This is a genomic window from Pseudomonas sp. TWI923 (assembly GCF_039673365.1).
GTDB lineage: Bacteria > Pseudomonadota > Gammaproteobacteria > Pseudomonadales > Pseudomonadaceae > Aquipseudomonas > Aquipseudomonas sichuanensis.
The window spans coordinates 117,017-143,491 of record NZ_JBDJLM010000003.1 but is presented as its reverse complement, the minus strand read 5'-3'; the positions used below and the strand labels follow the sequence as shown (position 1 = coordinate 143,491).

General features: G+C 62.2%; 22 protein-coding genes, 1 tRNA gene and 1 pseudogene. 11 read left to right on the top strand and 13 right to left on the bottom strand.

The window, feature by feature from the left end; all coding sequences use genetic code 11:
- From ABE459_RS02655 to ABE459_RS02625, 7 genes are all read right to left on the bottom strand, one after another.
- Positions 1-657, bottom strand: coding sequence for a formate dehydrogenase subunit gamma (locus ABE459_RS02655; protein ID WP_323830293.1), 657 nt, complete (start codon positions 655-657; stop codon positions 1-3).
- Positions 654-1,604, bottom strand: coding sequence for a formate dehydrogenase subunit beta (gene fdxH, locus ABE459_RS02650; protein ID WP_323830292.1), 951 nt, complete (start codon positions 1,602-1,604; stop codon positions 654-656). Before fdxH ends, ABE459_RS02655 begins: the two co-directional genes overlap by 4 nt.
- Positions 1,604-4,672: a formate dehydrogenase-N subunit alpha gene (fdnG, locus tag ABE459_RS02645; RefSeq protein ID WP_258705604.1), complete on the bottom strand. Its 3,069-nt coding sequence runs from the start codon at positions 4,670-4,672 to the stop codon at positions 1,604-1,606. Before fdnG ends, fdxH begins: the two co-directional genes overlap by 1 nt.
- Before the next feature lie 178 nt (positions 4,673-4,850).
- Positions 4,851-5,114, bottom strand: a complete 264-nt coding sequence (locus ABE459_RS02640; RefSeq protein ID WP_011531938.1) for a PAAR domain-containing protein — start codon at positions 5,112-5,114, stop codon at positions 4,851-4,853.
- A gap of 212 nt (positions 5,115-5,326) precedes the next feature.
- Positions 5,327-5,584 carry a hypothetical protein gene (locus ABE459_RS02635; RefSeq protein ID WP_323830290.1) on the bottom strand — a complete coding sequence of 86 codons (258 nt, stop codon included), beginning with the start codon at positions 5,582-5,584 and terminating at the stop codon, positions 5,327-5,329.
- A gap of 105 nt (positions 5,585-5,689) precedes the next feature.
- Positions 5,690-5,902: a hypothetical protein gene (locus tag ABE459_RS02630; RefSeq protein WP_323830289.1), complete on the bottom strand. Its 213-nt coding sequence runs from the start codon at positions 5,900-5,902 to the stop codon at positions 5,690-5,692.
- A gap of 33 nt (positions 5,903-5,935) precedes the next feature.
- Positions 5,936-6,451 (bottom strand): hypothetical protein, encoded by a 516-nt coding sequence (locus ABE459_RS02625; protein ID WP_323830288.1) that lies wholly within the window; start codon positions 6,449-6,451, stop codon positions 5,936-5,938.
- A gap of 244 nt (positions 6,452-6,695) precedes the next feature.
- Between ABE459_RS02625 and ABE459_RS02620 the strand changes: the two are divergent.
- A pseudogene (locus tag ABE459_RS02620) lies at positions 6,696-6,982 on the top strand (integrase core domain-containing protein); the annotation flags it as partial.
- Between the two features lie 11 nt (positions 6,983-6,993).
- Here the strand turns inward: ABE459_RS02620 and ABE459_RS02615 are convergent.
- From ABE459_RS02615 to ABE459_RS02595, 5 genes are all read right to left on the bottom strand, one after another.
- A complete protein-coding gene (locus tag ABE459_RS02615; RefSeq protein WP_323830287.1) occupies positions 6,994-7,317 on the bottom strand; it encodes a hypothetical protein in 324 nt (107 codons plus the stop codon).
- Between the two features lie 211 nt (positions 7,318-7,528).
- Positions 7,529-7,906 (bottom strand): DUF2750 domain-containing protein, encoded by a 378-nt coding sequence (locus ABE459_RS02610; RefSeq protein WP_258705600.1) that lies wholly within the window; start codon positions 7,904-7,906, stop codon positions 7,529-7,531.
- A gap of 2 nt (positions 7,907-7,908) precedes the next feature.
- Entirely contained in the window at positions 7,909-12,561 is a 4,653-nt protein-coding gene (locus ABE459_RS02605) for an RHS repeat-associated core domain-containing protein (RefSeq protein WP_323830286.1), read from the bottom strand.
- Entirely contained in the window at positions 12,558-15,569 is a 3,012-nt protein-coding gene (tssI, locus tag ABE459_RS02600; protein ID WP_323830285.1) for a type VI secretion system tip protein TssI/VgrG, read from the bottom strand. Before tssI ends, ABE459_RS02605 begins: the two co-directional genes overlap by 4 nt.
- 84 nt (positions 15,570-15,653) lie before the next feature.
- Positions 15,654-16,172, bottom strand: a complete 519-nt coding sequence (locus ABE459_RS02595; protein ID WP_125462404.1) for an Hcp family type VI secretion system effector — start codon at positions 16,170-16,172, stop codon at positions 15,654-15,656.
- A 598-nt stretch (positions 16,173-16,770) separates the two neighbouring features.
- Between ABE459_RS02595 and ABE459_RS02590 the strand changes: the two genes are divergently transcribed.
- The 10 genes from ABE459_RS02590 to ABE459_RS02545 all read left to right on the top strand — a co-directional run bounded on the left by ABE459_RS02590 (position 16,771) and on the right by ABE459_RS02545 (position 25,559).
- The gene (locus tag ABE459_RS02590) at positions 16,771-18,495 is read left to right on the top strand and encodes a tetratricopeptide repeat protein (protein WP_125465544.1); all 1,725 of its coding nucleotides are present in this window, start codon (positions 16,771-16,773) and stop codon (positions 18,493-18,495) included.
- Positions 18,496-18,497: 2 nt separating this feature from the next.
- Positions 18,498-19,115: a lipoprotein insertase outer membrane protein LolB gene (gene lolB / locus ABE459_RS02585; RefSeq protein ID WP_323830637.1), complete on the top strand. Its 618-nt coding sequence runs from the start codon at positions 18,498-18,500 to the stop codon at positions 19,113-19,115.
- Between the two features lie 6 nt (positions 19,116-19,121).
- Entirely contained in the window at positions 19,122-19,982 is an 861-nt protein-coding gene (gene ispE, locus ABE459_RS02580) for a 4-(cytidine 5'-diphospho)-2-C-methyl-D-erythritol kinase (protein ID WP_323830638.1), read from the top strand.
- Between the two features lie 20 nt (positions 19,983-20,002).
- Positions 20,003-20,077 (top strand) — tRNA-Gln (locus tag ABE459_RS02575).
- A 47-nt stretch (positions 20,078-20,124) separates the two neighbouring features.
- On the top strand, positions 20,125-21,066 hold the full coding sequence (locus ABE459_RS02570; RefSeq protein WP_099773531.1) for a ribose-phosphate pyrophosphokinase: 942 nt from the start codon (positions 20,125-20,127) through the stop codon (positions 21,064-21,066).
- A gap of 120 nt (positions 21,067-21,186) precedes the next feature.
- A complete protein-coding gene (locus tag ABE459_RS02565) occupies positions 21,187-21,780 on the top strand; it encodes a 50S ribosomal protein L25/general stress protein Ctc (protein ID WP_125465547.1) in 594 nt (197 codons plus the stop codon).
- An 81-nt stretch (positions 21,781-21,861) separates the two neighbouring features.
- Positions 21,862-22,446 carry an aminoacyl-tRNA hydrolase gene (pth, locus tag ABE459_RS02560; RefSeq protein WP_110995623.1) on the top strand — a complete coding sequence of 195 codons (585 nt, stop codon included), beginning with the start codon at positions 21,862-21,864 and terminating at the stop codon, positions 22,444-22,446.
- Positions 22,447-22,469: 23 nt separating this feature from the next.
- Positions 22,470-23,570, top strand: a complete 1,101-nt coding sequence (gene ychF, locus ABE459_RS02555) for a redox-regulated ATPase YchF (RefSeq protein ID WP_323830639.1) — start codon at positions 22,470-22,472, stop codon at positions 23,568-23,570.
- Between the two features lie 229 nt (positions 23,571-23,799).
- A complete protein-coding gene (locus ABE459_RS02550; RefSeq protein ID WP_322359956.1) occupies positions 23,800-24,096 on the top strand; it encodes a cupin domain-containing protein in 297 nt (98 codons plus the stop codon).
- 293 nt (positions 24,097-24,389) lie between these two features.
- Positions 24,390-25,559, top strand: a complete 1,170-nt coding sequence (locus ABE459_RS02545; protein ID WP_323830640.1) for an MFS transporter — start codon at positions 24,390-24,392, stop codon at positions 25,557-25,559.
- Here ABE459_RS02545 and ABE459_RS02540 read toward each other — a convergent pair.
- On the bottom strand, positions 25,537-26,463 hold the full coding sequence (locus ABE459_RS02540; RefSeq protein ID WP_323830641.1) for a LysR substrate-binding domain-containing protein: 927 nt from the start codon (positions 26,461-26,463) through the stop codon (positions 25,537-25,539). The two genes, ABE459_RS02545 and ABE459_RS02540, sit on opposite strands and share 23 nt — an antisense overlap.
- Positions 26,464-26,475 lie beyond the last annotated feature (12 nt).

The following is a 26,475-nucleotide window of genomic DNA, read 5'->3' as shown; positions in this document are numbered from 1 at the left end:
TCATCCTTCCTTACGGCCGTGATTGCTCGGCGTCTTGTCGCCGGTCACATCGCGGTACCAGAGTTCATGGTGCTTGCGTGCCCAGGCGCGGCTGACCCAGCCATGCAGCATGGCGCCGATCGAGCCCTTGATCCAGATCCCGGCATATATATGCACGATGATGCTGAGGATCAGCACGAACGCCGCCAGGGCATGCAACAGGGCCGACAGGCGTATGACGTCGATGCCGAACCAGTGGCTGAAATACGCCCGCCAGATCACCACGCCGCTGATCAACAGCACCAGCATGCACGCCAGCAGGGTCCAGAACAGCAGCTTCTGCCCGGCGTTGTACTTGCCCACCGGCGGCACGCCCTCTTCCTTGTTCAGCATCACCCGGTCGACGCGGCGCAGCCACAGGCGGTCGTTGGCGGTGATGAAGTTGGCCCGCCAGAAACGCAGCACCAGCCCGAGGAAGAACACGAACATCGCCACGCCGATGAACGGGTGCAGGATGCGCGTCCACGGCCCGCCGCCGAACAGGTGGCTGAGCCAGAACAGCGCCGGGTGGAACAGCGCCAGCCCCGACAGGCCGGCCAGCACGAACAGGATCGCCACCACCCAGTGGTTGCTGCGTTCGTTGGCGTTGTAGCGCAGGATCGGTTTGTCGTCGTTCATGGCCGCTGCTCCCCCTGCCCGCCGGGGCGGCTCGGATCATAGACATGCACCGCCGGATCCACCTGATGGACCGTGTTATCCACAGGCGCCGGGTGTTCGTCCTCCTCGACCCGCTGCGGCCCGACGCGCACGTAGTGGAAGAACCCGGCCAATACCGCCGCGCCCATGGCCAGCAACGCCAGCGGCTTGGTGAAGCCCTTCCACAGCCCCACCAGCGGGCTGATCACCGGCTGGTCCGGCAGGCCGGCGTAGATCCGTGGCGTGTCGGCATGGTGCAGCACATACATCACGTGGGTGCCGCCGACGCCATCCGGGTCGTACAGCCCGGCGTTCTCAAAGCCACGCGATTTCAGATCGACGATGCGCTCGTCGGCATGCACCTTCATCTCTTCCTTGCTGCCGAAGACGATCGCCCCGGTGGGGCAGGTCTTCACGCAGGCCGGCTCCAGGCCCACGCTGACGCGGTCGGAACACAGGGTGCACTTGTACGCCTTGTGGTCCTTCTGCGAGATGCGCGGGATGTTGAACGGGCAGCCGGTGATGCAGTAGCCGCAGCCGATGCAGTGGTCCTGGTTGAAGTCGACGATGCCGTTGGCATGCTTGATGATCGCCCCCGGGCTCGGGCAGGCCTTCAGGCAACCGGGGTCGGCGCAGTGCATGCAGCCGTCCTTGCGGATCAGCCACTCCAGGTTGCCGTCGTCGCGCTCGTGCTCGGTGAAGCGCATCAGGGTCCAGGTTTCGGCAGACAGGTCCTGGGGGTTGTCGTAGGTGCCGTGGTTGTGGCCCACCTCGTCACGCAGTTCGTTCCACTCCGAGCACGCCACCTGGCAGGCCTTGCAGCCGATGCACTTGGTGGTGTCGATCAGCTTGGCGACTTCCTGCTGCTGGCGTACCGAGGGCGGCACGGTGGTGGTGGCGGAGCGGGCAATGATGTCTTGGCTGGCCATCAGAGTTTCTCCACTTTGACGAGGAACGACTTGGACTCCGGCGTCTGGGTGTTGCCATCACCGAGGAACGGCACCAGGGTGTTGGTCAGGTAGCCGTGCCGCGTGCTGCCGGTGAAGCCCCAGTGCAGCGGGATGCCGATCTGGTGCACGGTCTGGTTGTTGACCTGCAGCGGGCGGATCCGCTTGGTCACCACCGCCACCGCGTCGATATGCCCGCGCTTGCTCGACACCCGCACCCGGTCGCCGGCCTTGATGCCTTTCTCGTTGGCCAGCACCTCGCCGATTTCGACGAACTGCTCGGGCTGGGCGATGGCGTTGAGCCGGCAATGCTTGCTCCAGAAGTGGAAGTGCTCGGTCAGCCGGTAGGTGGTCGCCGCATAAGGGAACTCGTCGTGGGTGCCGAGGGTGTCCCACACCGAATCGAAGATGCGCCCGGCCGGGTTGCTGGTGGCCTTCTTGTTCTGCGGGTGCAGCGGGTTGATCCCGATCGGCGTCTCGAACGGCTCGTAGTGCTCGGGGAACGGCCCCTCGGCCATCTTGTCGATGGCGAAGAACCGGGCCACGCCCTCGGGGTTCATGATGAACGGGTTCATCCCCGCTTCCGGTGGGGAATCGACCTTGAAGTCCGGCACGTCGGTGCCGGTCCAGGCCTTGCCGTTCCACCACACCAGGCGTTTTTTCTCCGGGTCCCACGGCTTGCCTTGCGGGTCGCTGGAGGCGCGGTTGTAAAGGATGCGGCGGTTGGCCGGCCAGGCCCAGGCCCAGTTCTGCACCTGGTGCATGCCGTACGGGTCGCTGTTGTCGCGGCGGGCCATCTGGTTGCCCTGCTCGGTCCAGCTGCCGGCGAAGATCCAGCAACCGGACGCCGTGCTGCCGTCGTCCTTCATCTGGGCGAAGCCGGCGAGCTGTTGCCCGGCCTTGAGCGTGGCGCCGCTGGCGTCGGTGAGGTCGCTGACCGCCCAGCCGTTCATCTCCTTGGCCAGCTCCTCGGGGGACGGCTCCTCAGGGACCTTGTAGGGCCAGCTGATGTTGAGCATGGCGTCGGGGTAAGCGCCGCCCTCGGCCTGGTAACGCTTGCGCAGGCGCAGGAACAGTTCGCTCATGATGTGCACGTCGGTGCGGGTTTCGCCCGGGCCGTCGGCGCCCTTCCAGTGCCACTGCAGCCAGCGGCTGCTGTTGACCAGCGAGCCGTCTTCCTCGGCGAAGCAGGTGGTGGGCAGGCGGATCACCTCGGTCTGGATGTTGGCCGTGTCGACGTCGTTGAACGGGCCGGCGTTGCGCCAGAACTCGGAGGTTTCGGTGGCCAGCGGGTCCATGATCACCAACCACTTGAGCTTGGCCAGCGCGGCGGTGACGCGGTTCTTGTCCGGCAGCGCGGCAATCGGGTTGAAGCCCTGGCACATGTAGCCGTTGACCTTGCCCTGGCCCATCATCTCGAACATGCGCAGCACGTCGTAGGCCGGTACGTCGAGCTTGGGCAGCCAGTCGTAGCCCCAGTTGTTTGCGGCGGTGGCATTGGCGCCATACCAGGCCTTCATCAGGCTGACGTGGAACTTGCCGTAGTTCTGCCAGTACGACAGCTGCCCGGGGCGCAGCGGTTTGGAGGCGCGCTTGTCGATGTAGCTGGCGTAGTCCTGCTCGGCGTCGCCGGCCAGGGTGAGGTAACCCGGCAGCGAGTTCGACAGCAGGCCCAGGTCGGTCAGGCCCTGGATGTTGGAGTGCCCGCGCAGGGCGTTGACCCCGCCGCCCGGCATGCCGACGTTACCCAGCAGCAACTGCACCATGGCCGCACTGCGGATGATCTGCGCGCCGATGGAGTGCTGGGTCCAGCCCAGGGCGTAGAGGATCGTCATGGTCTTGCCCGGCACCGAGCAGGTGGCGATCTCTTCCCAGACTTTCATCATCTGGTCCTGAGGCATGCCGCAGGTCATGCTCGCCAGCTCCGGCGTGTAGCGGCTGTAATGCTGCTTCATCAGCTGGTAGACGCAACGCGGGTGCTGCAGGGTCGGGTCGACCTTGGCAAAGCCATCCTCGCCCAGCTCGTAGCCCCAGCCGGACTTGTCGGCGTACACGCGCTTGGCCGCGTCGTAGCCGCTGAACAGCCCGTCCTCGAAGCCATAGCTTTCTTTGACGATGAACGACACGTCGGTGTAGTTGCGCACGTACTCGTGCTGGATCTTGTCGTTGCTCAGCAGGTAATTGATCAGCCCGCCCATGAAAGCGATGTCGCTGCCGGTCCGAATCGGTGCGTAGTAATCGGCTACCGAAGCGGTACGGGTGAACCGCGGGTCGACCACGATCAGCCGCGCCTTGTTGTGCGCCTTGGCTTCGGTCACCCACTTGAAGCCGCACGGGTGCGCTTCAGCGGCGTTGCCGCCCATCACCAGGACCAGGTTTGCGTTGGCGATGTCAGACCAGTGATTGGTCATCGCGCCACGGCCGTACGTCGGGGCAAGACTTGCCACCGTCGGGCCGTGTCAGACACGCGCCTGGTTATCGAACCCCAGCATGCCGGTCGAACGGATCACCTTGTGCGTCAGGTAGCCCGCTTCGCTGGAAGCGGCGGACGCAGCAAGGAAGCCCGTGGTGAGCCAACGGTTGACCGTCTGGCCCTGGGCGTTCTTCTCGATGAAGTTGGCATCGCGGTCCTTTTTCATCAGGTCGGCGATGCGGTCGAGGGCCTCGTCCCACTCGATGCGGGTCCATTCCTTGCTGCCCGGCTTGCGGATCTCGGGGTACTTGAGGCGGCTCGGGCTGTGGATAAAGTCCAGCAGGCCCGCGCCTTTGGGGCACAGGGTGCCGCGGTTGACCGGGTGGTCCGCGTCGCCCTCGATGTGGATGATGCTCTGTTTGACGTTTTTGCCCGCATCGCCCTGGCTGTACATGATCAGGCCGCAGCCGACCGAGCAGTAAGGGCAGGTGTTGCGAGTTTCTTTGGTGTGCGCCAGCTTGAAGTGGCGTATCTGCTCGGCGAATGCGGGGGTTGGGGCCATGCCCAACGCCGCAAGGCTCGAGCCTCCAAGGCCGACGGCGGCGACCTTGAAGAATTGCCGACGGTTGAGGTCCATCGTGCACTCCTGATCAGGTTCTCGGGCGCGCGGGACATGGCCGGCGCCTCAGGGACTTCACGGTGGCGGTGGATAGAGGCCGCCAATCGTTAAGACTAGTCAAGAATCAGGGAAGTGGGATGACCTGGGTCAATAGCCCGTAGGAAACAGCGTGCGGTCCTGTGGGAACCTGTTGGTCTCAGCTGGCGACACCGCTTTTCGGGCCGCTGGCGATCAGCGCCGCGCCGCAGGCGGTCTTGTGCCCATCGAGGGCGACCGGGGTGCCGTCAACGTTGTAGGTGGCGCTGCCTTCGACGATGGGGAACACGCCCTTGCACAGCGGGCAACTGACCATGTGCCCGACACCGGCGATGGGCTTGCCGTTGACGTTGGTGTTGCCGAAGGAGCCGAGCACCTTGCCACCGTGGGTGGTGGAATCGCCGAGGCGGATGATGTCTTTCATGGGGAGAACTCCGTGTCAGTAAGTGGCGTCGATGCCGGTGGCAAAGCCTAACATGGTGGGGTGGTTGTAATGCAGGACCATCTCATGCTCGTGGTACTGCCGCTGAAAGCGGGTTGGGTTGTTCGGGCCGATCTTCTCAGCTTGCCTGCCAGTAAGTGCCGCTTCTGGAAGCAAGTAACCAGGCTTCCCCTCGGCGACTCATATAACTCTGCCTATACCTTGAACACCAACCGGGCCTTCTCAACGATTTCCTTCAGCATGGAGTACTCCTCAATGGTCAACTTCAAACTCTTTATCTCCTTCATCAGGTCGACCGAGCGCGTTAATGCGTCGAGCATCAAATCAATCTGCTGTGAACTACCCGCCTTTATAAATTTATAGAAAGGCAGTTGCACACGAAGCTCAATAACTTGCCTCTTCTTGTGGTAACGCTTGACTTCCGGATAATCGCCAACCCGCTCGTCGGGCATAGCTATAGTTATGACACTCCATTTTTTGCACCACATGAGAGCTCGACACCTTCGAGCAACTCAGAGATAACAGGCTCAACTGTATTACGCGCAACTCTCTCTGAATCACCTACTAGAATGTGCTTTTCGCTCGACATCCAAAATTCCATCACCGGCTCCTAGTAGTCGCTCTTGCTCAACGGCGGCCTTGACCTGCTGCACCTTTTGCAGCGCGGCCTGGTCGGTTTTCGCCAGTTGCATGCCGGTGCCGGCCAGGGCCTTGGACTTGCACTCAATGATCGCGCCAAGACGTAGGGAGTTAATTATTTTGAATGCCACCTATGGCTTGTTTATCCTGTGAAAGGTAATGCGTCAACGAGTCGACTCAATACCTGACCAATCGACCTGATTTTTGGCAAATGCACGATCATCGCTTAACATTGATAATTCACTGGCGAAGATCGGATCCTCCTTCACCGCCGTTTCTTGAGCGGAGCTGAACACTACCGCCCCTGCACCACCAATGTTATCCAAATGCATCTGAGCCACATAGAAGTCATAGAAATCAATAACAGCTGCCTCCACACACTCCAAGCTCTCAAACTCACCCTCTTTGAAATACTGAGCAAGATCTGACAGAGCGTACAAATACATATTGAGCAAAATGCTATCGACTCTAGCCACCTGTTCATCAACAACCGTACTCCGCATTGTCTTCTCTACACCTTTTAGAGTGACTTTTTTGCCTTCCGCAAGCCACCTCCAAGCCTGATCGAGCAAACCAGAAAATACGGGCGGAATTTCGATGCCTTTACCTTCCAACAGCACCGTAAGGCGATCAAGTGATTTCAGCGAAACATAAAGCCCAACCCGCTCATCATCACTCATGCTCTCAAATTCTCTTTCGCTTAAATGGCGACACGGGCTTGGCGCCATGCCCCATAATTATTTTCTCGCAGTTCACGCATACTGGCATGCCGGCCAAAATTTCCTGAACCGTCATATTATTTTGCTCTGCGTACCTTTTGATAAGGCTGGCCTCCGCATGCCCGCCCGGCCTCACCTTCATCCTGTGGTTGCAAGCCTTCCCAAGCCAGGCTATCGCCATTCCAGCCGTACAAGGTATAACCACCACGGTATCAAACATCGGCTAACCAAACCCTACCATCCGTAGACAAATGGCCAAGTCGAACGCATGAGCCGGACGATAAAGTAGGCGACCGTTCAGGCGTTCCACCACCCAATATCAAGGTCCTAGAGGCGCAGGTACTGGCTTTCGTGACGGCCTACAACTTCGCCAGGCATCTGAAGGCTTTGCGCCGGCGCACGCCATTCAAAGTTGCCTGTGAGGCCTGGACTCAACATCCCGACCGATTCACTGTTGGCCCGCACCACTTCGTTTCAGGACCAAAAACCTAATCCTCGCCAGGTCAGTTTTTTATCCTGAAAGCTTCTCTCAACGTCACTTCATCATCAAAGTCGCCGTCTTCAAAGCACCTCAGATTGGCCCCTGCTAAAGAATCATCAAAGAGCTCATGCAAATTCAGAGATCTGAAATTGACCTCTAACCAAGCTGAAAGTGAATCCAGCTTGGTAAGTCGAACATCATAAACAGCCAACGTTGACTGTTTTTGATCCTTGAGCCAGATAGCTCCATCCCCCTCACCGACATACGCCTGACTCGTCCGAAGCTTTTCGATGACTCGCTGCAAGGCAGCCGGGCCATCAAAGACAAGGTTGTATTCGTAGCTCATGATCCATGCGGCCATTTTCGGACACTTGATAGATCTGCGAATTGCGCCCCGACGTGAGTCTTGTCAGGGCTCATGGATACTTTTCATATGTTTTTCGCCGCTTCTCGAAGTGCCTTTGGTTTGTCAGCATACGTAAAGCAAGAGACACAACCTGACGCATGGAAAACATCGATCGTCAACCACGAGACCACCAAATTTTAATTACATAAATCTATTCATACTGTTCCAACTCAGCCCTTAAAGCCGATTCAAGCTCCGCCGGGTTAATAACAAACCCAACGTCATCCCGCACAGGAAATATTTGACAAAGTCTATTATCCCCCTGCATGCCGGGAAGCCATTTTTCCAAAAAATCACCGACGGAAATCTGGCATGGCGAGAAACCGCTCCACTCGTCGACTGCACAGAGTCTTGCAAAATCCTCCTCAGGCCAAAATGGAACAACCTCTCTTCCATCCAACCCAGATGTAGCCCACCCTTGGTCACGTAGCCCCCAGACCACCTCAAAGTCAGAAACCTTCCTGACAAAATAATCGAACCTATCCTCCGCCTTCATAGCCGATATGTTATTTATTTTCTTTTCATGCATTATCAGTACCCTCCAATCTGATGTTGTCTTTTGTGAAGGTCCGCATCTTGCAGCTTAGAGTGACGATAACAGAATCCATCTTTTGCCTCAGTACCATAGCCGTGCGCCAGCTCTTTACCCTTGCCTTTTGAGTTACGCGAATTCCCAGGCAACCTGAGCGCCTTTCTATTTCCGTTCTTGATATGGCGCATATCATTCTTCACCCACCCTCGAACCCATGCAGGCTGCCTATCATCTTCTGCCAGATCTCTAATTCGCTCTTGCTTGTTAGAGCGTCCATGTGACCCATCCTGGCAAATAGGGCATTGCTTTTTAGGTGCTAGACCAAATACATCAAACCACTCAATGGGGTTTGGCGCATAAGCGAAAAGATTCATGCCTCCCGCGTAACTTATCGGGTCCTGGCTGATGAACCGCCCCACCCTCGGATCATAGTACCGATAGCGGTTGTAGTGCAGCCCGGTCTCGTGGTCGTGGTACTGCCCCTGGAAACGGATCGGATTGCTCAGACCGACCTGCTTAGCCCAATCCGATCGGGATTCCTTGACCTCACCCCACGCCTTGTACTGCGCCGTCCATGCTACCTCACCATGGTGGTCTGTCAGCTCCATCGGCGTGCCGAGGTGGTCGCACTGGTACCAAGCAATCGCATCAATTGGCTGTGGCTTGATCTCTTGCTGCCACAGCGGATCCTGATCGAAGTCGTACTCGCGATCGCTCCAGTTGGGCTGACGCAGCAAACGGATCGGCTGCTTGCGCAACGCCTGAGCAACCGGCACAAAGCTGCCCGGCTCATACAGGTAGTGCACCGTGCGCCCGGTCTCGCCTTCGTCCTGCGGCGGCGAGCTTTCCCAGGCCAGGTTGTCGCCGTCCCAGCCGTACAGGGTGTAGCCACAGCCCAGTTCGCGCTGGCGCTTGGCGCGCTGCATCTGGTTCCAGCCACTGCCGGCACGCGGATCGTCCTGATGATGCGCAGTGGAGTGTTTGTGCAGACGGCGGCCCAGAGCGTCGTAGCTGTACACCACGCTGAGCTTGCTGTCATCGAAGCGGCTCAGGCGGTCGAACAGGTCCCAACCGAGTCGGGCGTGTTCACCGTTGTGCAGCCGATGGACCAGGTTGCCGCGTTCGTCGTACTGGTAATGGGTCCCGGCGTATTTACGCAGCAGGTTGTCCATCAGCTTGTTACGACGAGGGTCGCTTTCCAGCGGACGATTGAGTTCCTGGGTCTTGTCGTCCAGCAGGTTGCCGGCCGGGTCGAAGGCAAAGGTCTCGACACCAAGACGGTTGGTGGCTTGCAACAGGCGACCAACGGGATCGTACTGATAGGCCAGGTGGCCACGGCGGGTGTCGTGAATATCAGTCAGCTGGCCAACCGCATCGTATTGATACTGGCGTTTGAGCAAGGTGGATTTGCCATCGTGGCTGCCCAGCAGTTGCTCCTGAAGACGCCCGGCCGGGTCCCACGCCTGGGTTTGCATCAGCTGGTTGCCCTGATGCCGCACCACTTCGCGGTGCAGGTCGTCACGCTCGTAGGCCAACAGTTCGTGCTGGTCGAGGGTCATGCCGAGCACGTGACCGCTGCCGTAGGTGAGCACACTGACCTTGTGCCCGTCGGGGCGAATCGTCGCCGTACGCAGATTCAGCGCATCGTATTCGTGCTGCCAAACCGCAACCATAGGCACCTCGGTGCCCAGGTAGTGCTGGTGTTCGCGGGTCAGGTTGCCGGCTTCGTCGTGGAACCATTGCAGCTTGCTGACGGCGTTGATTGCCTGGATCAGCTTGCCGTTGCCGTCATAGGCGAAGGTCTCTTCTTGACGCTGGTCGTCCTGGCTGGCAGTGCGCGAGGTCAGACGCCCCACCGGGTCAAAGGTGATGTCGATCCGCCGTTGGCCAACCTGAGTGCTGGCCAGGCGTCCCGTATCAGGGTCGTACTGATAACGCGTCACCAGGCCGTCAAAACCTTGCTCTTGCAGCAAGCGCCCGACCGGGTCGTAGAGGAAATCGGCCTTGCTCTCGTTTTGGTTCTCCAGGCCAATCAGGCGGCCCAGCTTGTCCCAGCGATAACGCAGGGTGTGCTCGTTGGCATCCACCCGCTCTGCGAGCAGGCCCGCGGCGTTGTAGGTCCACGTGGTGCAACGGTCCAGCGCATCGGAGTGCGCCAGCAGGCGCCCTTCGGCATCGCGCTCGAAGCGTTCCTCAGTATTGTCTGGGTGAATGACTTTGACCAGTTGGCCGGCCTTATATTCGTAGACCGTCTTGTTGCCAGCGGCATCGGCGAACAACACCAACTGGCCGAAATCGTCGTATGCCCACTGGCTGGTCTTGCCAGAGCAGTCGGTGTACTCGACCAACTGATCCGCCGCGTTATACACCAGCTTCTTTTCATTGCCGTTGGCGTCCTTGATCGCTTTGACCAGGCCAGAACGCGAATAGACGAATTCGGTCTTGTTGCCCAGTGGGTCGACGGTCTCGACCATGTTGCCCTGCTTGTCATAGTCACGCAGCCACAAACCACCTTCGGCATCGCGCATTTTGATCGGATGACGACGGTCGTCATAGGCAATGTGCACCTGGCTGTGGTCGGCACGAATATGGCGAATGACGCTGCCTTGCTCGTCATAATCGTAACGGTCTTCGCTGCCATCGGTGTGCACATGGCGTACCACGTTCTTGCGCTCGTCACGGAAGATCCATTCCGAACGCTCGTCGGGGTAGCGGACGCGATACAGGTGACCGAGAATGTCGTAGTAGTACCAAGTTTCCTGACCATGGGCATCGGTCACGTAGGTGAGGCGGATGTTCTCGTCCCATTCCAAGCGAATTTCGTAGCTGCCGTCATCGGCCCATTCGCGGATGGCCTTAGCATCGAACGCACTGCCATCCCATTGCAAGTTCATGCCGCGGCCAGTGCGGTCGGTATAACGCGTCACTAGGTGATTCTGGTACTGGTAGTGCCAGGCCGCGCCGTTCTCGTCCTGGGCGGCAATCAGATCGCCTTGGTCATCGTAGTGATAAGCACACAACTGCCTCAGCGGCTGGCCGTCGCGCATCTCCCACAGTCCCGTGATGTGACCCTGCTCGTCAATCAGCGTGCCCAAATGACGCAGCACATCCTGTACATCACTCTGGAAGGTGATGATGTCCGACAGCACCGGACCACTCTCATGATGATGCTCGTAATGCAGCATGCAACCCGCATCGTTCTGCAGCATGATCTTGCGCAGGTAGTAGCAATCGCCCACACGCAAGTAGTACTCCTTGCGGTCAAAACCTCGGCAGATCACCAGCTCATCGTCACTACTGCGTATCAGCAGCAGGTCCTCGATGGCGTTGAACAACGACTTGCCGACCTTAGGCACCTCGAAGGCATGACTGCGGCCATCGAAGTCATGGAATAGCAGGCCCTTGCCCACCACCTCGATCCGAGTGGTGAACTCGGTGACCCAGCGCGCGCCTAGGCAACCTTGGTCGTACTCGGCCAGACGCGAGTGGTAGATCCGTTGCCACTCGATGGGGAATGCGCCCGTCAGGCTGAAATCGGTGTGGATGATGAATTCCGAACCGATGGCAAAGCTGATGTGGCTCGGGCTATGCGCGGGAGGCGTAGGTAGGGGAATCGGGCAGCTTTCTTCAATAGGGCTGGTTGATGCGATCGCATCATGCTGGCTATCCGACTTGCCCAGTTCCGAGTGCGGTTTTTCCCGATCCACCTTGGTAGTCGTGCCAGGCTTGCTCACCCCCGGCTGGCCGTTCTTGTTGCGCTTGCGGAACCCCTTCACCGCCCCGCCCAGCACGTTGAGCATCCAGCCGATGCTCATCTGCGTGCCCGGGTCGGCCAGTTTGTTCAACTGCCGGGCCATCTCCGGGCCCAGGGCGCGCAGTTGGCCGGTGTTGGCCAGCACCTTGGTCTTGATTTCGTCCGGCAGCAGCTTGCTCGTCGCGCTGTTGGCCAGGCCTTTGCCGGCAGCCTTGTAGGCGCTGTGCACCGCGCCGAAGAAGTTGCTGAACGCCGCCTTGGGGTCGTTGAGCAGCTTGTCGGCGGCAGCCGACGCCTGCTTGCTCGCCTTCGACATGTCGCCTTTGGCGTCCAACTGGCCCAGGGTGACCTTCTCCAGCCCCGTGGCGATCTCGCTGGTCATCTTGGTGCCGAGCGCGCCGGCGTCGGCGAGGATGCCCGCGAGCTTCGGCTGGGCCTGCTTGACGAAGTCGTCGATGGTGCCGGCGATGGTGGCGTTGAGATGGCCGATCAGCACGGTGATCAGCGAATCGCCCAGCAGCATCTTGGCGCTGTTGCGCAGCTCCTGGCGCACCAGGAACAGGGTCGGGCGCAGGCTCATGCGCGCGGCGGCCATAGTCGGCGGCGCCGGCAGCACGCCGATCAGGTTGATGCCCAGGCTCACCCAGTCGAGCAGCTGGCGATTCTTGCTCTTGACCAGGGTCACCACGTCGCCCAGGGCATCGACCAGGGCCATGATGTTGCCCACCACCGGCAAGGCGCCGGCCACGGTCTTGATCCGTTCGAGGGTGACGTAGCCGCCGCTGACCGATTGCAGCCAGGCGTCGAAGGCGGCGGCGCCTCGGCCAACGTCCTTGGCATCGATGGTGTTGAGGGGGGCGACGGCGACCTGCGGTTCGCGCTGCTTGGCGTCGGTCATGCCAGCACCTCACTGCTCAGGCTTTTCGCCGGGTTGAGCGGTGGGGTGAGCGTGGGCAGGCTCGGCAGCTGGCGGGCCGCGTTGGCGGCCTTGAGCGCCGGCGCCGCGCCGGGCACCACATTGCTGGCCAGCTGGGCCATGGCGCCGGTGTCGCCGCCGACGGCGGCCTTGACCTGCTGCACTTTTTGCAGCGCGGCCTGGCCGCTTTTCGCCAGTTGCATGCCAGTGCCGGCCAGGGCCTTGCCCTGCTCCAGCATCCCCGTGCCACCGGGGCCCATCATCGCTTTACCTTGTGCCATCGCGTTCTGTACCAATCCCTTGCCCTTGTCCATGCCTTGCTGGGCCAGTGCCAGGCCCTTGCCCAGCAGGCCATCGGCGCCCTTGCCAGCGCTCAGCACCTCGCCGACCACGGCCTGCTGGCCGGGGGCGATGTCGTTGAAGTCGGTCTTCGCCGGCCAGACGCCAGCACCGAAGTGGCTGCCGTCGGCCCAGGTGTCGGCCGGGTCCAGGCCGAAGTCGACCCACAGCGGGCCGGCGGCGGCGCCGCTGGCCATGTTGAAACCCTGGCCGTCGAGCTTGCCCTTGATCGACTTGCCCAAGGCATCGATCACGTCGTAGTCGCCGGTCTTCACGCCCTTGCTGTTGGCGTACTGGTACAACAGCTCGAGGTTGCCCTTGCCCGGCTTGGGCGGCTCAGGGAAGGTGCCGGCCTTGCTCGCCGCGCCGATATGGGCGAACTGCGCGGCCTTGGCGGTGTAGTTGGCGCTGGTGACGTGGGTGATGCCACCGGCGTTGTAAGTCGTGCCGCTGCCGCCGCCCTGCAGCACCAGCTCGGTCTTGGCGGTGAGCACGATGCGGTCGGCGTTGGCGGTGACGTCGAGCTTGGCCAGCAGGTTGATGTTGTCCTTCAGGGCGCGGATGTCGATGTCGCCGGAGGCCGACACCAGCTTCCAGCCCAGGCTCTGCACGAACAGCCGCATGCCTTGGCTGGCGCTGGCCAACAGGCGTTTGCCGGCGGTCAGGCTGGTGTGGCCGGAGCTGCTCAGGGCCAGGTGCTCGCCGGTGGTGATGTGGTTGGGGCCCGGGGTGGTCAGAGCGATACCGGCGGGGCTGGAGAGCACCAGGTGCGGCTGGGCGAACTCGGGGAATTCGTTGGCGCTCTGGTTGACCGGGCCGCTACCGAGGATGCCCTGGTGCTGCTCGTGCAAACGCTTGGCGACGTCGTCCTGATCGCCAGGCTCCTGGGCCTGCATCTGCTTGGCCAGTTCCGCCAGGCTGTCCTGCTGGTCGCTGGCGGTGGCCAGGCGTTCGGCGGTTTCGGGCAGGTCCTTGTGGTGCTTGGCTTCGTTGGCACGGGGCTCGGTGGTGAGCAGCAGGCCGCCGGCAGCGCGGATGGCGCCGTGGCGGTCGGTGCGCAGCTCGAAACCTTCACCGCGCGGGGCGCCGCCGCTCGGTCTGGGGTGGGTGAGGTAACCGAGGTTCAGCGCACTGGCGCCGTGGTCGCTGCGCAGGGCGATGCTGATTTCGCTGGTGGTGTCGTCGATGCGCAGTTCGTTGCCGCGGCTGCCCTTGTATTCCTTGCTCTTGATCGTGGCCAGGGTCTTCAGGTCGGGCAGCTTGTAGTGCGGCATGTTCACGCCGTGGTACAGGCAGCCGGTCACCAGCGGCTGGTCGGGGTCGCCCTCGAGGAAACTGACCAATACCTCCATACCGATGCGCGGCAATTGCAGGCCGGCGATGCCCTGCCCGGCCCAGCTCGACGCCACGCGCATCCACACGCTGGACTTGTCGTCGGCCTGGCCTTCGCGGTCCCAGAAGAACTGCACCTTGATGCGGCCGAACTCGTCGCAGTAGATCTCTTCGCCGGCGGGGCCGCTCACGATGGCGCGCTGGGTGCCGAGGATGCGTGGCTTGGGGTGGTTCAGGGGCGGGCGATAGGCCGCATCCCACGGGGTGGCGCTGAACTGGTTGCGGTAGCCCTGCTGGAAACCGTCATGTTTAGCGTCGATATCGCTGGTGATGGCTTCTTCCAGCACCTGCGGCTGACGGCCCTGGTGGGTCACTTCAAGCAGCAGCCAGAGGTCATTCCAGGCGGCATTGGGGTGGCTGGCCAGGGTCAGGAAGTGCCCGCTGGCGAGCAAGGGCTGGTCGCTGTGCCCTTCGACCAGGCGGAAGTCGCTGCGGTGACGCTCCAGGGCGCGGGTGGCCAGGTGCTTGCCACGGGCGCGGTCGAGAAAGCGCCCGGGGTAGTCGTAGTCTTCCAGCTCAGGCTCGGCGTGGCTGACCGACTCGCCTTCGAGCTGGATCAGCGGTTTCTTGAAGTCATAGTCGCGACGGGTGACGCTGCTGGTGCGGGTTTCCACACGCAGGCCGAAGCGCTTGATCATCGGTGTGTCGGCCACCAGCCCGGCGTCCTGCTGGTAGGCCACCGGGGCCAGCTTGCGGAACACGGTCTGGTCGTCACCGAACACCAGTTGGTGGCCGGCAGCGCTGTGGCGGAAGTGGTAGTGAATGCCCTCTTCTTCGCACAGGCGCTGGATGAATTGCAGGTTGGACTCGTCGTACTGCACGCAGTACTCGCGCTCGGGGTACGTCGCGCCCAATTGGAATTGGTAGGCGTTGCCAAGAATGCCGTGCTCTTCGAGCACCTGGGCAATGATCTTCGGCACGCTCATGTGCTGGAACATGCGCTGGTTGATGCGGTGGGCCAGGTACGCCAGCTGTGGGCGCAGGGTGACCTGATAGCGGGTCAGGCGCTTGCCCGCCTCGCCTTGCGCGGCGCGGTAGATCAGGCCGTGCAGGCCCCGCCCGTCGTCGCCGAGCTGCAGGAACGCAGGCTTGTGCAGCAGGTTTTCCAGGTTCAGCGAGGGGTGCTCGCTGACCAGCTCCAGGTCGATGGCGTAGGCCTGGCTGATGGCTTCCGTGCCGTCGAAGGCGAGCACCTGGAAATCATGCTCCAGGCCATCGATATGCAAGCTGAAGTGGGTCTGGTTCGCGGCGGCAAACATCCTTGTCCCTCTGTAGCGAGAATGGGCTGGTGAAACGACCGCAGCCCGCGGCGCAAGCGCGGCGGGCTACGGTGGGGTCCAGGCTTAGCCTGCGACCGGCGCGCGCCAGTCGTCGGAACCGGAAGTACCGGACACTTCGTGGGTCCAGGTGATCTTGCGGTAGGTGAAGTGCACGTCTTCCAGGTGGGTGAAGTGAGCGTTGCTCGGGTCCTGGCAGTTGTGCATGTAGTCCTTGATGTCGACGATGATCGCGTCTTCCAGGACGGTGGTGTAGTAGTGCTCCTGGGTGCCCTGGGCCGAGGTGCGGTACCACTTGATCTCGATCTTGGTCATGCGCTCGCCCGAGGTCAGGGCAGCCAGCAACAGCGGCGAAGCCTTGTCGAAGACCTTGGTGATCTTCACTGGCTTGTGCACGCGCTGGCCGGTCGGCTGGCCGGACTGCGGGTCACGCGGGATGATCACTTCGTGCTCGAAGCCCTGGACCATGACCTGGTCTTCGTGGCCTTCCTGGTAGGTGTTGCCCACCGAGTCGGCGGTGAACGCGCCAGCGGTGATCAGGCCTTGTTTTTCGCCAGTGACGGACATGTAGGCGGGAGTTGCCATGCGTGTTGCTCTCCATGCGTTGAGAAAGTCGCCCGGTGGCAGAAAGTTGCCGAACGGGGGATGCGCATCCATACAAAATCTGCGCCAGTGAATTTTTATCTATATAAATCAATGCATTACATGACAATGTCATTCGTTTGGATTGGTTTTTCAGCGATCGACATTCAAAAGTTGCGCAACTTCTTGCGCAGTGCTGGCAAAAAGTTGCGCACTTGGCTGAAGAGGCCGTGCCACAAGGGCTGCAGCGCGTCAGAGGGCATTTTTTGACTGACCAAGTGCGCAACTTCTTGCGCAGTTGAACCTGAGGTCAAATCTGCCGAGTCGCCGAGGGGGAAACGATACCGAAGCGGTACTAAAGGAGGGAGTCAGACGCTTCTCAGTCAAAAGGAAGGATTGTTCTGACAACGAGACTGCAAAGAACCTACAAACACCAGGGCCGGATAAACAACGCAGAGGCTGACTACAGGCGCTGCGCCACGCCGCTACGGAACCTGTGGCGCCCGGCGAAGGTCGCAGCTATCCGAACGCTTCGCAGGTGGGTTTGCCACTGCGCTTGTGTCATCATGCTCCGACCGCCGGTTAGCCACCAAAGCCCTCTATGAACAAATCCTACGCATTGCTGCTTACCCTCGCCCTGCTCCAAGGCTGCCAGAGCCTGGCCCCGAACACGTCGGGCGGCCAGACACCCGCCGCCGATGCCGGCAAGAGCGCGGAAAAGCCCGTGGTGTACGGATCGTTCAAGCAGGAGACGGTCTACAGCCTGCTGGTGGCGGAGCTGGCCGGCCAGCGCAACCGCTTCGACATCGCCCTGAAAAACTACGTCGACCAGGCCGAGAAAACCCAGGACCCTGGCATTTCCGAACGCGCCTACCGTATCGCCGAATACCTCGGCGCCGACGAACCGGCCCTGGACACCGCGCTGATCTGGGCCCGTAACGACCCGCAGAACCTCGACGCCCAGCGCGCCGCCGCCATCCAGCTGGCCCGTGCCGGGCGCTACGACGACTCCATGACCTATATGGAAAAGGTGCTGCAGGGCCAGGGCGATACCCACTTCGATTTCCTCGCCCTGTCGGCCGCCGAGACCGACCAGAGCACCCGCGACGGCCTGATGCAGAGCTTCGACCGCCTGCTGGTGAAGTACCCCGACAACAGCCAGCTGGTGTTCGGCAAAGCCTTGCTGCTGAACCAGGACAACAAGCCCGAACAGGCCCTGGAGCTGCTCGAGAGCCACCCGCCGCAGAACGGCGAGATCGCTCCGGTGCTGCTGCGTGCCCGCCTGCTGCAGGCGCTGGACCGCGGCCCGGAAGCACTGCCGCTGCTGCGCGGGGCGATCCGCGACAACCCGGAAGACAAGCGCCTGCGCCTTACCTACGCGCGCACCCTGGTCGAGCAGGACCGCATCGACGACGCCAAGGCCGAGTTCGAAAGCCTGCTGCAGCAATACCCCGAAGACGACGAGATCCGCTATTCGCTGGCGTTGGTCTGCCTGGAAACCAAGCACTGGGACGAGGCCGAAGGCTATCTGCAGGAAATGGTCGAGCGCGACGCCAACGTCGACGCCGCCCACTTCAACCTCGGCCGCCTGCGCGAAGAGCGCGGCATGCCCGCCGCCGCCCTGCGCGAGTACGCCCTGGTGGGTGCCGGCAATGACTACCTGCCGGCGCAACTGCGCCAGGCCGACATCCTCATTGCCAACGGCCGCAGCGCCGAAGCCTCGCGGTTGCTCGCCGAGGCCCGTGAAGCGCAGCCCGACTACGCCATCCAGCTGTACCTGATCGAGGCCGAGAGCCTGGGCAACAACGGCAAGGAGGCCCAGGCCGACCAGGTGCTGCAGCAGGCGATCAAGCGCTACCCCGACGACCTCAACCTGCTCTACACCCGCGCCATGCTCGCCGAGAAGCGCGACGACCTGGCGCAGATGGAAAAAGACCTGCGCGCCATCATCGCCCGCGAGCCGGAGAACGCCATGGCGCTCAACGCGCTGGGCTACACCCTGGCGGATCGCACCACCCGCTACGGCGAGGCCAAGGCGCTGATCGACAAGGCCCACCAGCTCACCCCGGACGACCCGGCGGTGCTCGACAGCCTGGGCTGGGTCAATTACCGCATGGGCAAGCTCGACGAAGCCGAGCGCCTGCTGCGCCAGGCCTACGAGCGTTTCCCCGACCATGAAGTGGCCGCCCACCTGGGCGAAGTGCTGTGGGCCAACGGCAAGCGCCGCGAGGCCAAACAGTTCTGGGCCAAGGGCTTCGAAGCACAGCCCGACAGCCCCATCCTGCGCAAGACCCTCCTGCGCCTGACCGGATCCGAGAGCCTGTAAACATGTTTCTGCGTCATTGCATCACCTTCTCGCTCATCGCCCTGCTCGCCGGCTGCGCCGGTTTCGGCAGCAAAGAGGCCGTACAAGGCCAGGGCAACCCGCAACTGTGGCGTGAGCACAAACAGCAGCTGGCCAGCCTCGATGGTTGGCAGATCAACGGCAAGGTCGGCATCCGCGCCCCGCGTGACTCCGGCAGCGGCACGCTGTTCTGGCTGCAACGCCAGGACTACTACGACATCCGCCTGGCCGGCCCGCTCGGCCGCGGCGCCGCGCGCCTGACCGGGCGCCCTGGTGGCGTAGTGCTGGAAGTGGCCAACCAGGGCCGCTACCAGGCCGAAAACCCCGAAGCCCTGCTGGAAGAACAGCTTGGCTGGCGCCTGCCGGTATCGCACCTGGTGTGGTGGGTGCGCGGCCTGCCCGCTCCGGACAGCAAGAGCCATCTCACCCTCGACGGCGACAGCCGCCTGGCCAGCCTCAAGCAGGACGGCTGGCAGGTGCAGTACCTGAGCTATACCGAACAGAACGGCTACTGGCTGCCCGAGCGCCTGAAACTGCATGGCGAGAACATCGACGTGACCCTGGTGGTCAAGGACTGGCAGCCGCGCCAGCTGGGGCACTGACAGCTGATGGAAAAGCTCACCCTCCCCGCCCCGGCCAAGCTCAACCTGTGGCTGCACATCACCGGCCGCCGCCCGGACGGCTACCACGAGCTGGAAACCGTGTTCCAGTTCCTCGATCACGCCGACGACTTGAGCTTCGCGCTGCGCGACGACGGCCAGATCCGCCTGCAGACCGAAATCGAAGGCGTGCCCCACGACAGCAACCTGATCGTTCGCGCGGCGCGCCAGTTGCAACAACAATCCGGCACCTCGCTGGGCGCCGATATCTGGCTGCACAAGGTATTGCCCATGGGTGGCGGCATTGGCGGCGGCAGCTCTGACGCCGCGACCACCCTGCTGGCGCTGGCCCACCTGTGGCAACTGGACTGGGATGAAGATCGCCTGGCCAGCCTGGGCCTGAGCCTGGGTGCCGACGTACCGGTGTTCGTCCGTGGCCATGCCGCGTTCGCCCAGGGCGTCGGCGAGCAGTTGACCCCAGTCGACCCCAGCGAACCCTGGTACGTCGTACTGGTGCCGCAAGTGTCTGTCAGCACAGCGGAAATTTTTTCGCATCCAGAGTTGACACGTGATTCCCTCCCCCTTAAGATGCGCCCCGTTCCCGAGGGAAACAGTCGAAATGACTGCCAACCGGTAGTAGAGCAACGTTACCCTGAAGTTCGCAACGCGCTGATTTCATTGGGTAAATATACGGAAGCTCGAATGACCGGCACTGGAAGTTGTGTGTTTGGGGCCTTCCCAAGCAAAGCCGAAGCTGATAAAGTTCTGGCCCTTCTTTCAGCGACCCAAACAGGGTTTGTGGCGAAAGGAAGCAATGTTTCGATGTTGCATCGCAAGCTGCAAAGTCTGCTCAAGAAGTCGAGTTCATAAGAGCTCGCAGCAACAGATACAGGGGCGTCGCCAAGCGGTAAGGCAGCAGGTTTTGATCCTGCCATGCGTTGGTTCGAATCCAGCCGCCCCTGCCATTTTCCTATACTCATCCAGGTATACCCTCAGCCTTCAGGTACTGCGCGTGTCCAAGATGATGGTCTTTACGGGGAACGCTAACCCCGATCTGGCTCGGCGTGTCGTACGTCAGCTGCATATCCCTCTCGGTGACGTCTCTGTCGGTAAATTCTCCGACGGCGAGATCAGCACTGAGATCAATGAAAATGTCCGCGGTAAAGACGTCTTCATTATTCAGCCGACCTGTGCCCCGACCAACGATAACCTGATGGAACTGGTAGTGATGGCCGATGCCTTCCGCCGCTCCTCAGCATCCCGAATCACCGCCGTGATTCCTTACTTCGGATACGCCCGCCAGGACCGCCGTCCGCGTTCGGCACGTGTAGCCATCAGCGCCAAAGTCGTCGCTGACATGCTCACTGTCGTAGGTATCGACCGTGTACTCACCGTCGACCTGCACGCTGACCAGATCCAGGGTTTCTTCGATATCCCCGTCGACAACATCTACGGCTCGCCCGTACTGGTCGACGACATCGAAGACCAGCGTTTCGAGAACCTGATGATCGTCTCCCCGGACATCGGTGGTGTGGTACGTGCTCGTGCCGTCGCCAAGTCCCTGGGTGTTGATCTCGGGATCATCGACAAACGCCGCGAGAAGGCTAACCACTCCGAGGTTATGCACATCATCGGCGACGTCGAAGGGCGCACTTGCATCCTGGTAGACGACATGGTCGACACCGCCGGCACCCTGTGCCACGCGGCCAAGGCCCTGAAAGAACACGGCGCTGCCAAGGTTTACGCCTACTGCACGCACCCTGTCCTGTCGGGCCGCGCGATCGAGAACATCGAGAAGTCGGTACTGGACGAACTGGTGGTGACCAACACCATCCCGCTGTCCGCCGCTGCTCAAGCCTGTGACCGTATCCGTCAGTTGGATATCGCACCGGTAGTAGCTGAAGCGGTACGCCGCATCAGCAATGAAGAATCGATCAGCGCGATGTTCCGCTAAGCGGGACACGTGTTGATGTGAAGCGCCCCGCCCCAACCTGTGTTGGGGCGGGGCTTTTTTGCCATCCCCGTCTGGCGCTGGTCGCAAACGCCTTGCGGGAGGCTATTTTGGAGAAACAAAATGACTGACTTCATCCTGAACGCCCAAGCGCGTACTGACCTGGGGAAAGGTGCGAGCCGCCGCCTGCGTCACACGCTGAACATCCCTGCCGTTGTTTACGGTGGCGATAAAGAAGCACAATCCCTGACCATCCTGGCCAAGGAAATCACCAAGCTGTTCGAAAACGAAGCTGCCTTCAGCCACGTTATCGAACTGAACGTCGACGGCGCCAAGCAAAACGTCGTGGTCAAGGCCATGCAGCGTCACCCAGCCAAAGGCTACATCATGCACGCCGACTTCGTTCGCGTCGTTGCTGGCCAGAAGCTGACCGCCAAGGTTCCAGTTCACTTCGTCGGCGAAGAAGCCCCGATCAAGAAAGGCGGCGAAATCTCGCACGTTGTTTCCGAGATCGAAGTTTCCTGCGAAGCCAAAGACCTGCCTGAGTTCATCGAAGTTGACCTGAGCAAGGCCGAAGTCGGCGCGATCATCCACCTGTCGGACCTGAAAGCTCCGAAAGGCGTAGAGTTCGTTGCTCTGGCCCACGGTGATGACAAAGCTGTTGCCAACGTTCACGCTCCACGCGTTGCTCCAGAAGCAGAAGGCGCTGCCGAGTAATCCACTCGCGCGCCGGTGTTGACCGGGTTACAGTGCGCGCCGCGCCCTGTAACCCACCAACTCCAAGGAAGAGCCCCTGACGTGACCGCCATCCAGTTGATCGTTGGCCTGGGTAACCCCGGCCCCGAATACGAACAGACCCGGCATAACGCAGGGGCTCTTTTCGTTGAACGCGTAGCCAGCGCCCAGCGTGTCTCCTTGACCGCTGACCGCAAATATTTCGGCCTGACGGCTAAATTCAGCCATCAGGGCAACGACGTTCGTTTGCTGATCCCCACCACCTACATGAACCGTAGCGGCCAGTCCGTGGCGGCCTTGGCCAATTTCTTCCGGATCAAGCCGGAGGCCATTCTGGTGGCACACGACGAACTCGACCTGCCTCCCGGCGTCGCCAAGCTCAAGCGCGGTGGCGGCCACGGTGGGCACAACGGCCTGCGCGACATCATCGCGCAGCTCGGCAACCAGAACGATTTCCACCGCCTGCGGCTTGGCATTGGCCACCCGGGCGACGCCAAGCTGGTCTCCAACTTCGTCCTGGGCCGCGCACCGCGCGCCGAACAGGAGAAGCTCGACGCCAGCATCGATTATGCCCTCGGCGTGCTGCCGGACGTGCTCGCTGGCGACTTCGCCAAGGCGATGCGCGAGCTGCACAGCCAGAAGGCCTGACAACTCTAGTAAGGGGAATACCCATGGGTTTCAATTGCGGCATCGTCGGCCTGCCCAACGTCGGCAAGTCCACCCTGTTCAACGCCCTGACCAAGTCCGGTATTGCGGCTGAGAACTTCCCCTTCTGCACCATCGAGCCGAACAGCGGCATCGTGCCGATGCCCGACGCGCGCCTGAATGCGCTGGCCGAGATCGTCAAACCGAACCGCATCCTGCCGACCACCATGGAGTTCGTCGACATCGCAGGCCTGGTGGCCGGTGCCTCGAAAGGTGAAGGCCTGGGCAACAAGTTCCTCGCCAACATCCGCGAGACCGACGCCATCGCCCACGTGGTGCGCTGCTTCGAAGACGAGAACGTGATCCACGTTTCCAACAGCGTCGACCCCAAGCGCGACATCGAGATCATCGACCTCGAACTGATCTTTGCCGACCTCGACAGCTGCGAGAAGCAACTGCAGAAGGTCGCGCGCAACGCCAAGGGCGGTGACAAGGACGCCCTGGCGCAGAAAGCCATCCTCGAGCAGCTCATCCCCCACTTCACCGAAGGCAAGCCTGCGCGCAGCCTGATGAAGAACATGAGCGCCGACGAGAAAGCCGTCATCCGCGGCTTCCACCTGCTGACCAGCAAACCGGTGATGTACATCGCCAACGTGGCCGAAGACGGCTTCGACAACAACCCGCACCTGGACGTGGTCAATGCCATCGCCGAGGAAGAAGGCGCGGTGGTGGTGCCGGTGTGCAACAAGATCGAAGCCGAAATCGCCGAGCTGGATGATGGCGAAGAGAAAGACATGTTCCTCGAGGCCCTGGGCCTGGAAGAGCCTGGCCTGAACCGCGTGATCCGCGCCGGTTACGAGCTGCTCAACCTGCAAACCTACTTCACTGCCGGCGTGCAGGAAGTACGTGCCTGGACCGTACGCGTCGGCGCCACCGCGCCACAGGCTGCTGGCGTGATCCACACCGACTTCGAAAAAGGCTTCATCCGCGCCGAAGTGGTGGCCTACGACGACTTCATTCAGTTCAAGGGTGAAGGCGGTGCCAAGGAAGCCGGCAAGTGGCGCCTGGAAGGCAAGGATTACATCGTCAAGGACGGCGATGTGATGCACTTCCGCTTCAACGTCTAAGCACAGCTCGACGTCCTCCTATCGCGGGCGGTGCGACGCCTCGACAAGCCCACCCACGCAGTCTGCACTGGACTCGTGGGAGCGGGCTTGTCGGGACGCCGCACCGCCCGCGATGCATTTGGGCAGGGAAAAGTTGAGCGTCAGCGCAACTGACTGCCAGCAGAGTTGCATTTAACCTCGCGCGGGACTGTCCCAGGCTAGTCACCTTTCCATGACCAGGCATGCTCCCATGACGCAAACAATTCAACGCCCCCAAGCCGTGCCCACCGTGCAGGTGGACACCGACGAAGTCATCGTCACCGAATGGCGCTTCGCCCCCGGCGCCGAGACCGGCCGCCACCTGCATGGCCACGACTACGTGGTGGTGCCGATGACCGACGGCACCCTGCTGCTGGAAACGCCCGAGGGCGAGAAACGCGCCCCGCTGGTGGCGGGCCAGAGCTACTTCCGCAAGGCTGGCGTCGAGCACAATGTGATCAATGCCAGCGACCATGAAGTGGTGTTCATCGAGACCGAGCTTAAATAGACAGGCCGCCCGCCTGGCCAGCTGCACTGTCCCCATCGCTGGCAAGCCAGCTCCCACAGGGTATGCGCAAGACTTGAGGCCTGCGCGGTCGAGGTGGGAGCCGGCTTGCCGGCGATAGGCATTGTCGTCGTTCGCTGACTTCACCCCCACCGCACAACCGACTACACTCCCTTCCTGCTTGAACCGGGATAACCGAAGCACTGCCTCGAAACCCGATGGACCTGACCACTGCTGGTCAACCGTCGGGACTAATGGGTCCGGACCTTGGCCGGCCTGTTTATCGGAGGCAACGCATGAACCCGCGTATCTGGCTGCTGGCCCTGGCGACTTTCGTCACCGGCATGGCCGAAAACATCACCGTCGGCATCCTGCCGGCACTGGCCGATGGCCTGGACGTTCCGCTCGGCGTGGCCGGGCAACTGACAACCGTCTTCTCCCTGAGCTTCGCCCTCGCCGCGCCCTTCTCTCCCCTGCTGACCACACGCTTGCCGTTGCGTGGCCTGCTGTGCGCCACCCTGGCGCTGTTCGCCCTGTGCAACCTGCTGGCGGCATGGGCACCCGGCTACACCGCGCTGCTGATAGCCCGCATCGGCATGGCCGCGACCAGCGCCTTGACCTGCCTGACCTGCACCCTGATGGCCACGCGCATGGCGCCCGAAGCCCTGCGCGGGCGCGCCATCGGGGTGATCTTCATGGGTATCTGCAGCTCGCTGATCCTGGGCGTGCCGGCCGGCATGCTGTTGTCCGACGCCCTGGGCTGGCGCGGCGTGTTCGTTGGCCTGAGCGGCCTGGCGGTGGCGGTGCTGCTGCTGGCCTGGCGCGGGCTGCCGACGTTGCAGAGCGACGAACGCATCGCCCTGGCCAGCTACCTGCGCCACGTGCGCGACAGCCGCCTGACGGCCGCGCAAGGGGTGTCGCTGTTGATGATCGCCGGGCACTTCACCGTGTTCGCCTACCTGGCGCCCTACGCCCAGCAGGTCGCCCAAGTGCCGAGCCAATGGCTGGCGGCGGTGTTCGCGGCATTCGGCATCGCCGGTGTCTCGGGCGGTTACATCGGCGGCTGGATGGCCGATCGCCTGGGTGTGGCCAAGGCCATCCTGCTGGCGCCCTTGTTGTACCTCGCCAGCCTGTTGCTGCTGCCGCTGAGCGCGGGCACGCCGTGGCTGTTCCTGCCGGCGATGATGCTCTGGGGCGGGCTGAGCTGGACCACCTCGCCGGTGGTGCAGAGCTACCTGGCCAAACGTGGGGAAGATACCTTCCCGGCGGGCATGAGCCTGAACATGTCGGCCATGCACCTGGGCGTCGGGTTGGGGTCGGCCATCGGCGGCGTGGTGATCACCGGGGCGACGCTGTCGGCCACCCCGTGGGCCGGCGCCGCGCTGACGGCGTTGGCGGCGGCCCTGGCGTGCTGGTCTGCTCGCCTACCCGCCGAACCAGGTTTCAGCCAGCGCGAACCGGCGTAGCCTTCTGCTGCTCCTGCTCGAAGGCATCGGCCAGGTAGTCGATCAACTTGCGCACCGCTGGCATCAAACCGCGCCGTGAGGGGAACAGCGCCACTACCTCCCCTTCCCGTGGCGCCCAATCGTCGAGGGCATGGACCAGGCGCCCGGCAGCCAAGTCGGCGCGCACCGCCTCTTCGGGCAGCAGCACCAGCCCTACGCCGGCCAGGGCGGCCTCGCGCAGCACCGCCAGGTCGTCCGACACCACGCGGGGTCGATGGCGCACGGCAGCCTCGGCACCCGCAGGCCCCACCAGCATCCAGGTGGCATCCTGCACATTGGCACCCCAGTTCAAACTCGGCAGGGCCGGCAGCCCTTCCGGCGACACCGGGCGCCCGTGTTCGGCCAGCAGGCCCGGCGCAGCCACCAGGCACTGCCGGCTCGGGGCCAGCCGGCGCATCACCAGCTCGCTGCTTTCCAGTGGCTGGTGCTGCACGCTCAAGACCAGGTCGAAGCCCTCGCCGATCACATCCACCCGCCGGTTGTAGCTCTTGACCAGCAGCTCGACCACCGGGCATTGCGCCATGAAGCGCGCCAGCATCGGCGCCAGCCGTGAATCGAGCAACGCCGTACTGCTGGCCAGACGCACGATGCCACGCGGTTCGCCACGGTTGCGTTCGACCGCGTCCTCGGCGGCAACCGCTTGTTCAAGCATGCCCAGGCAATGGCGGTAATACTCCAGGCCCACCTCGGTCACCTGAAACTGCCGCGTGGAGCGCTGGATCAGGCGCACGCCCAGGCGCTCCTCGAGCTTGGCCACGCGCCGGCTGAGGCGTGACTTGGGCAAGCCAAGGATGCGCCCGGCGGGCGCGAAGCCGCCGTGCTCAACTACCTTGGCGTAGAGATAGAGGTCGTTCAGGTCGAACATTGGCAACACTCG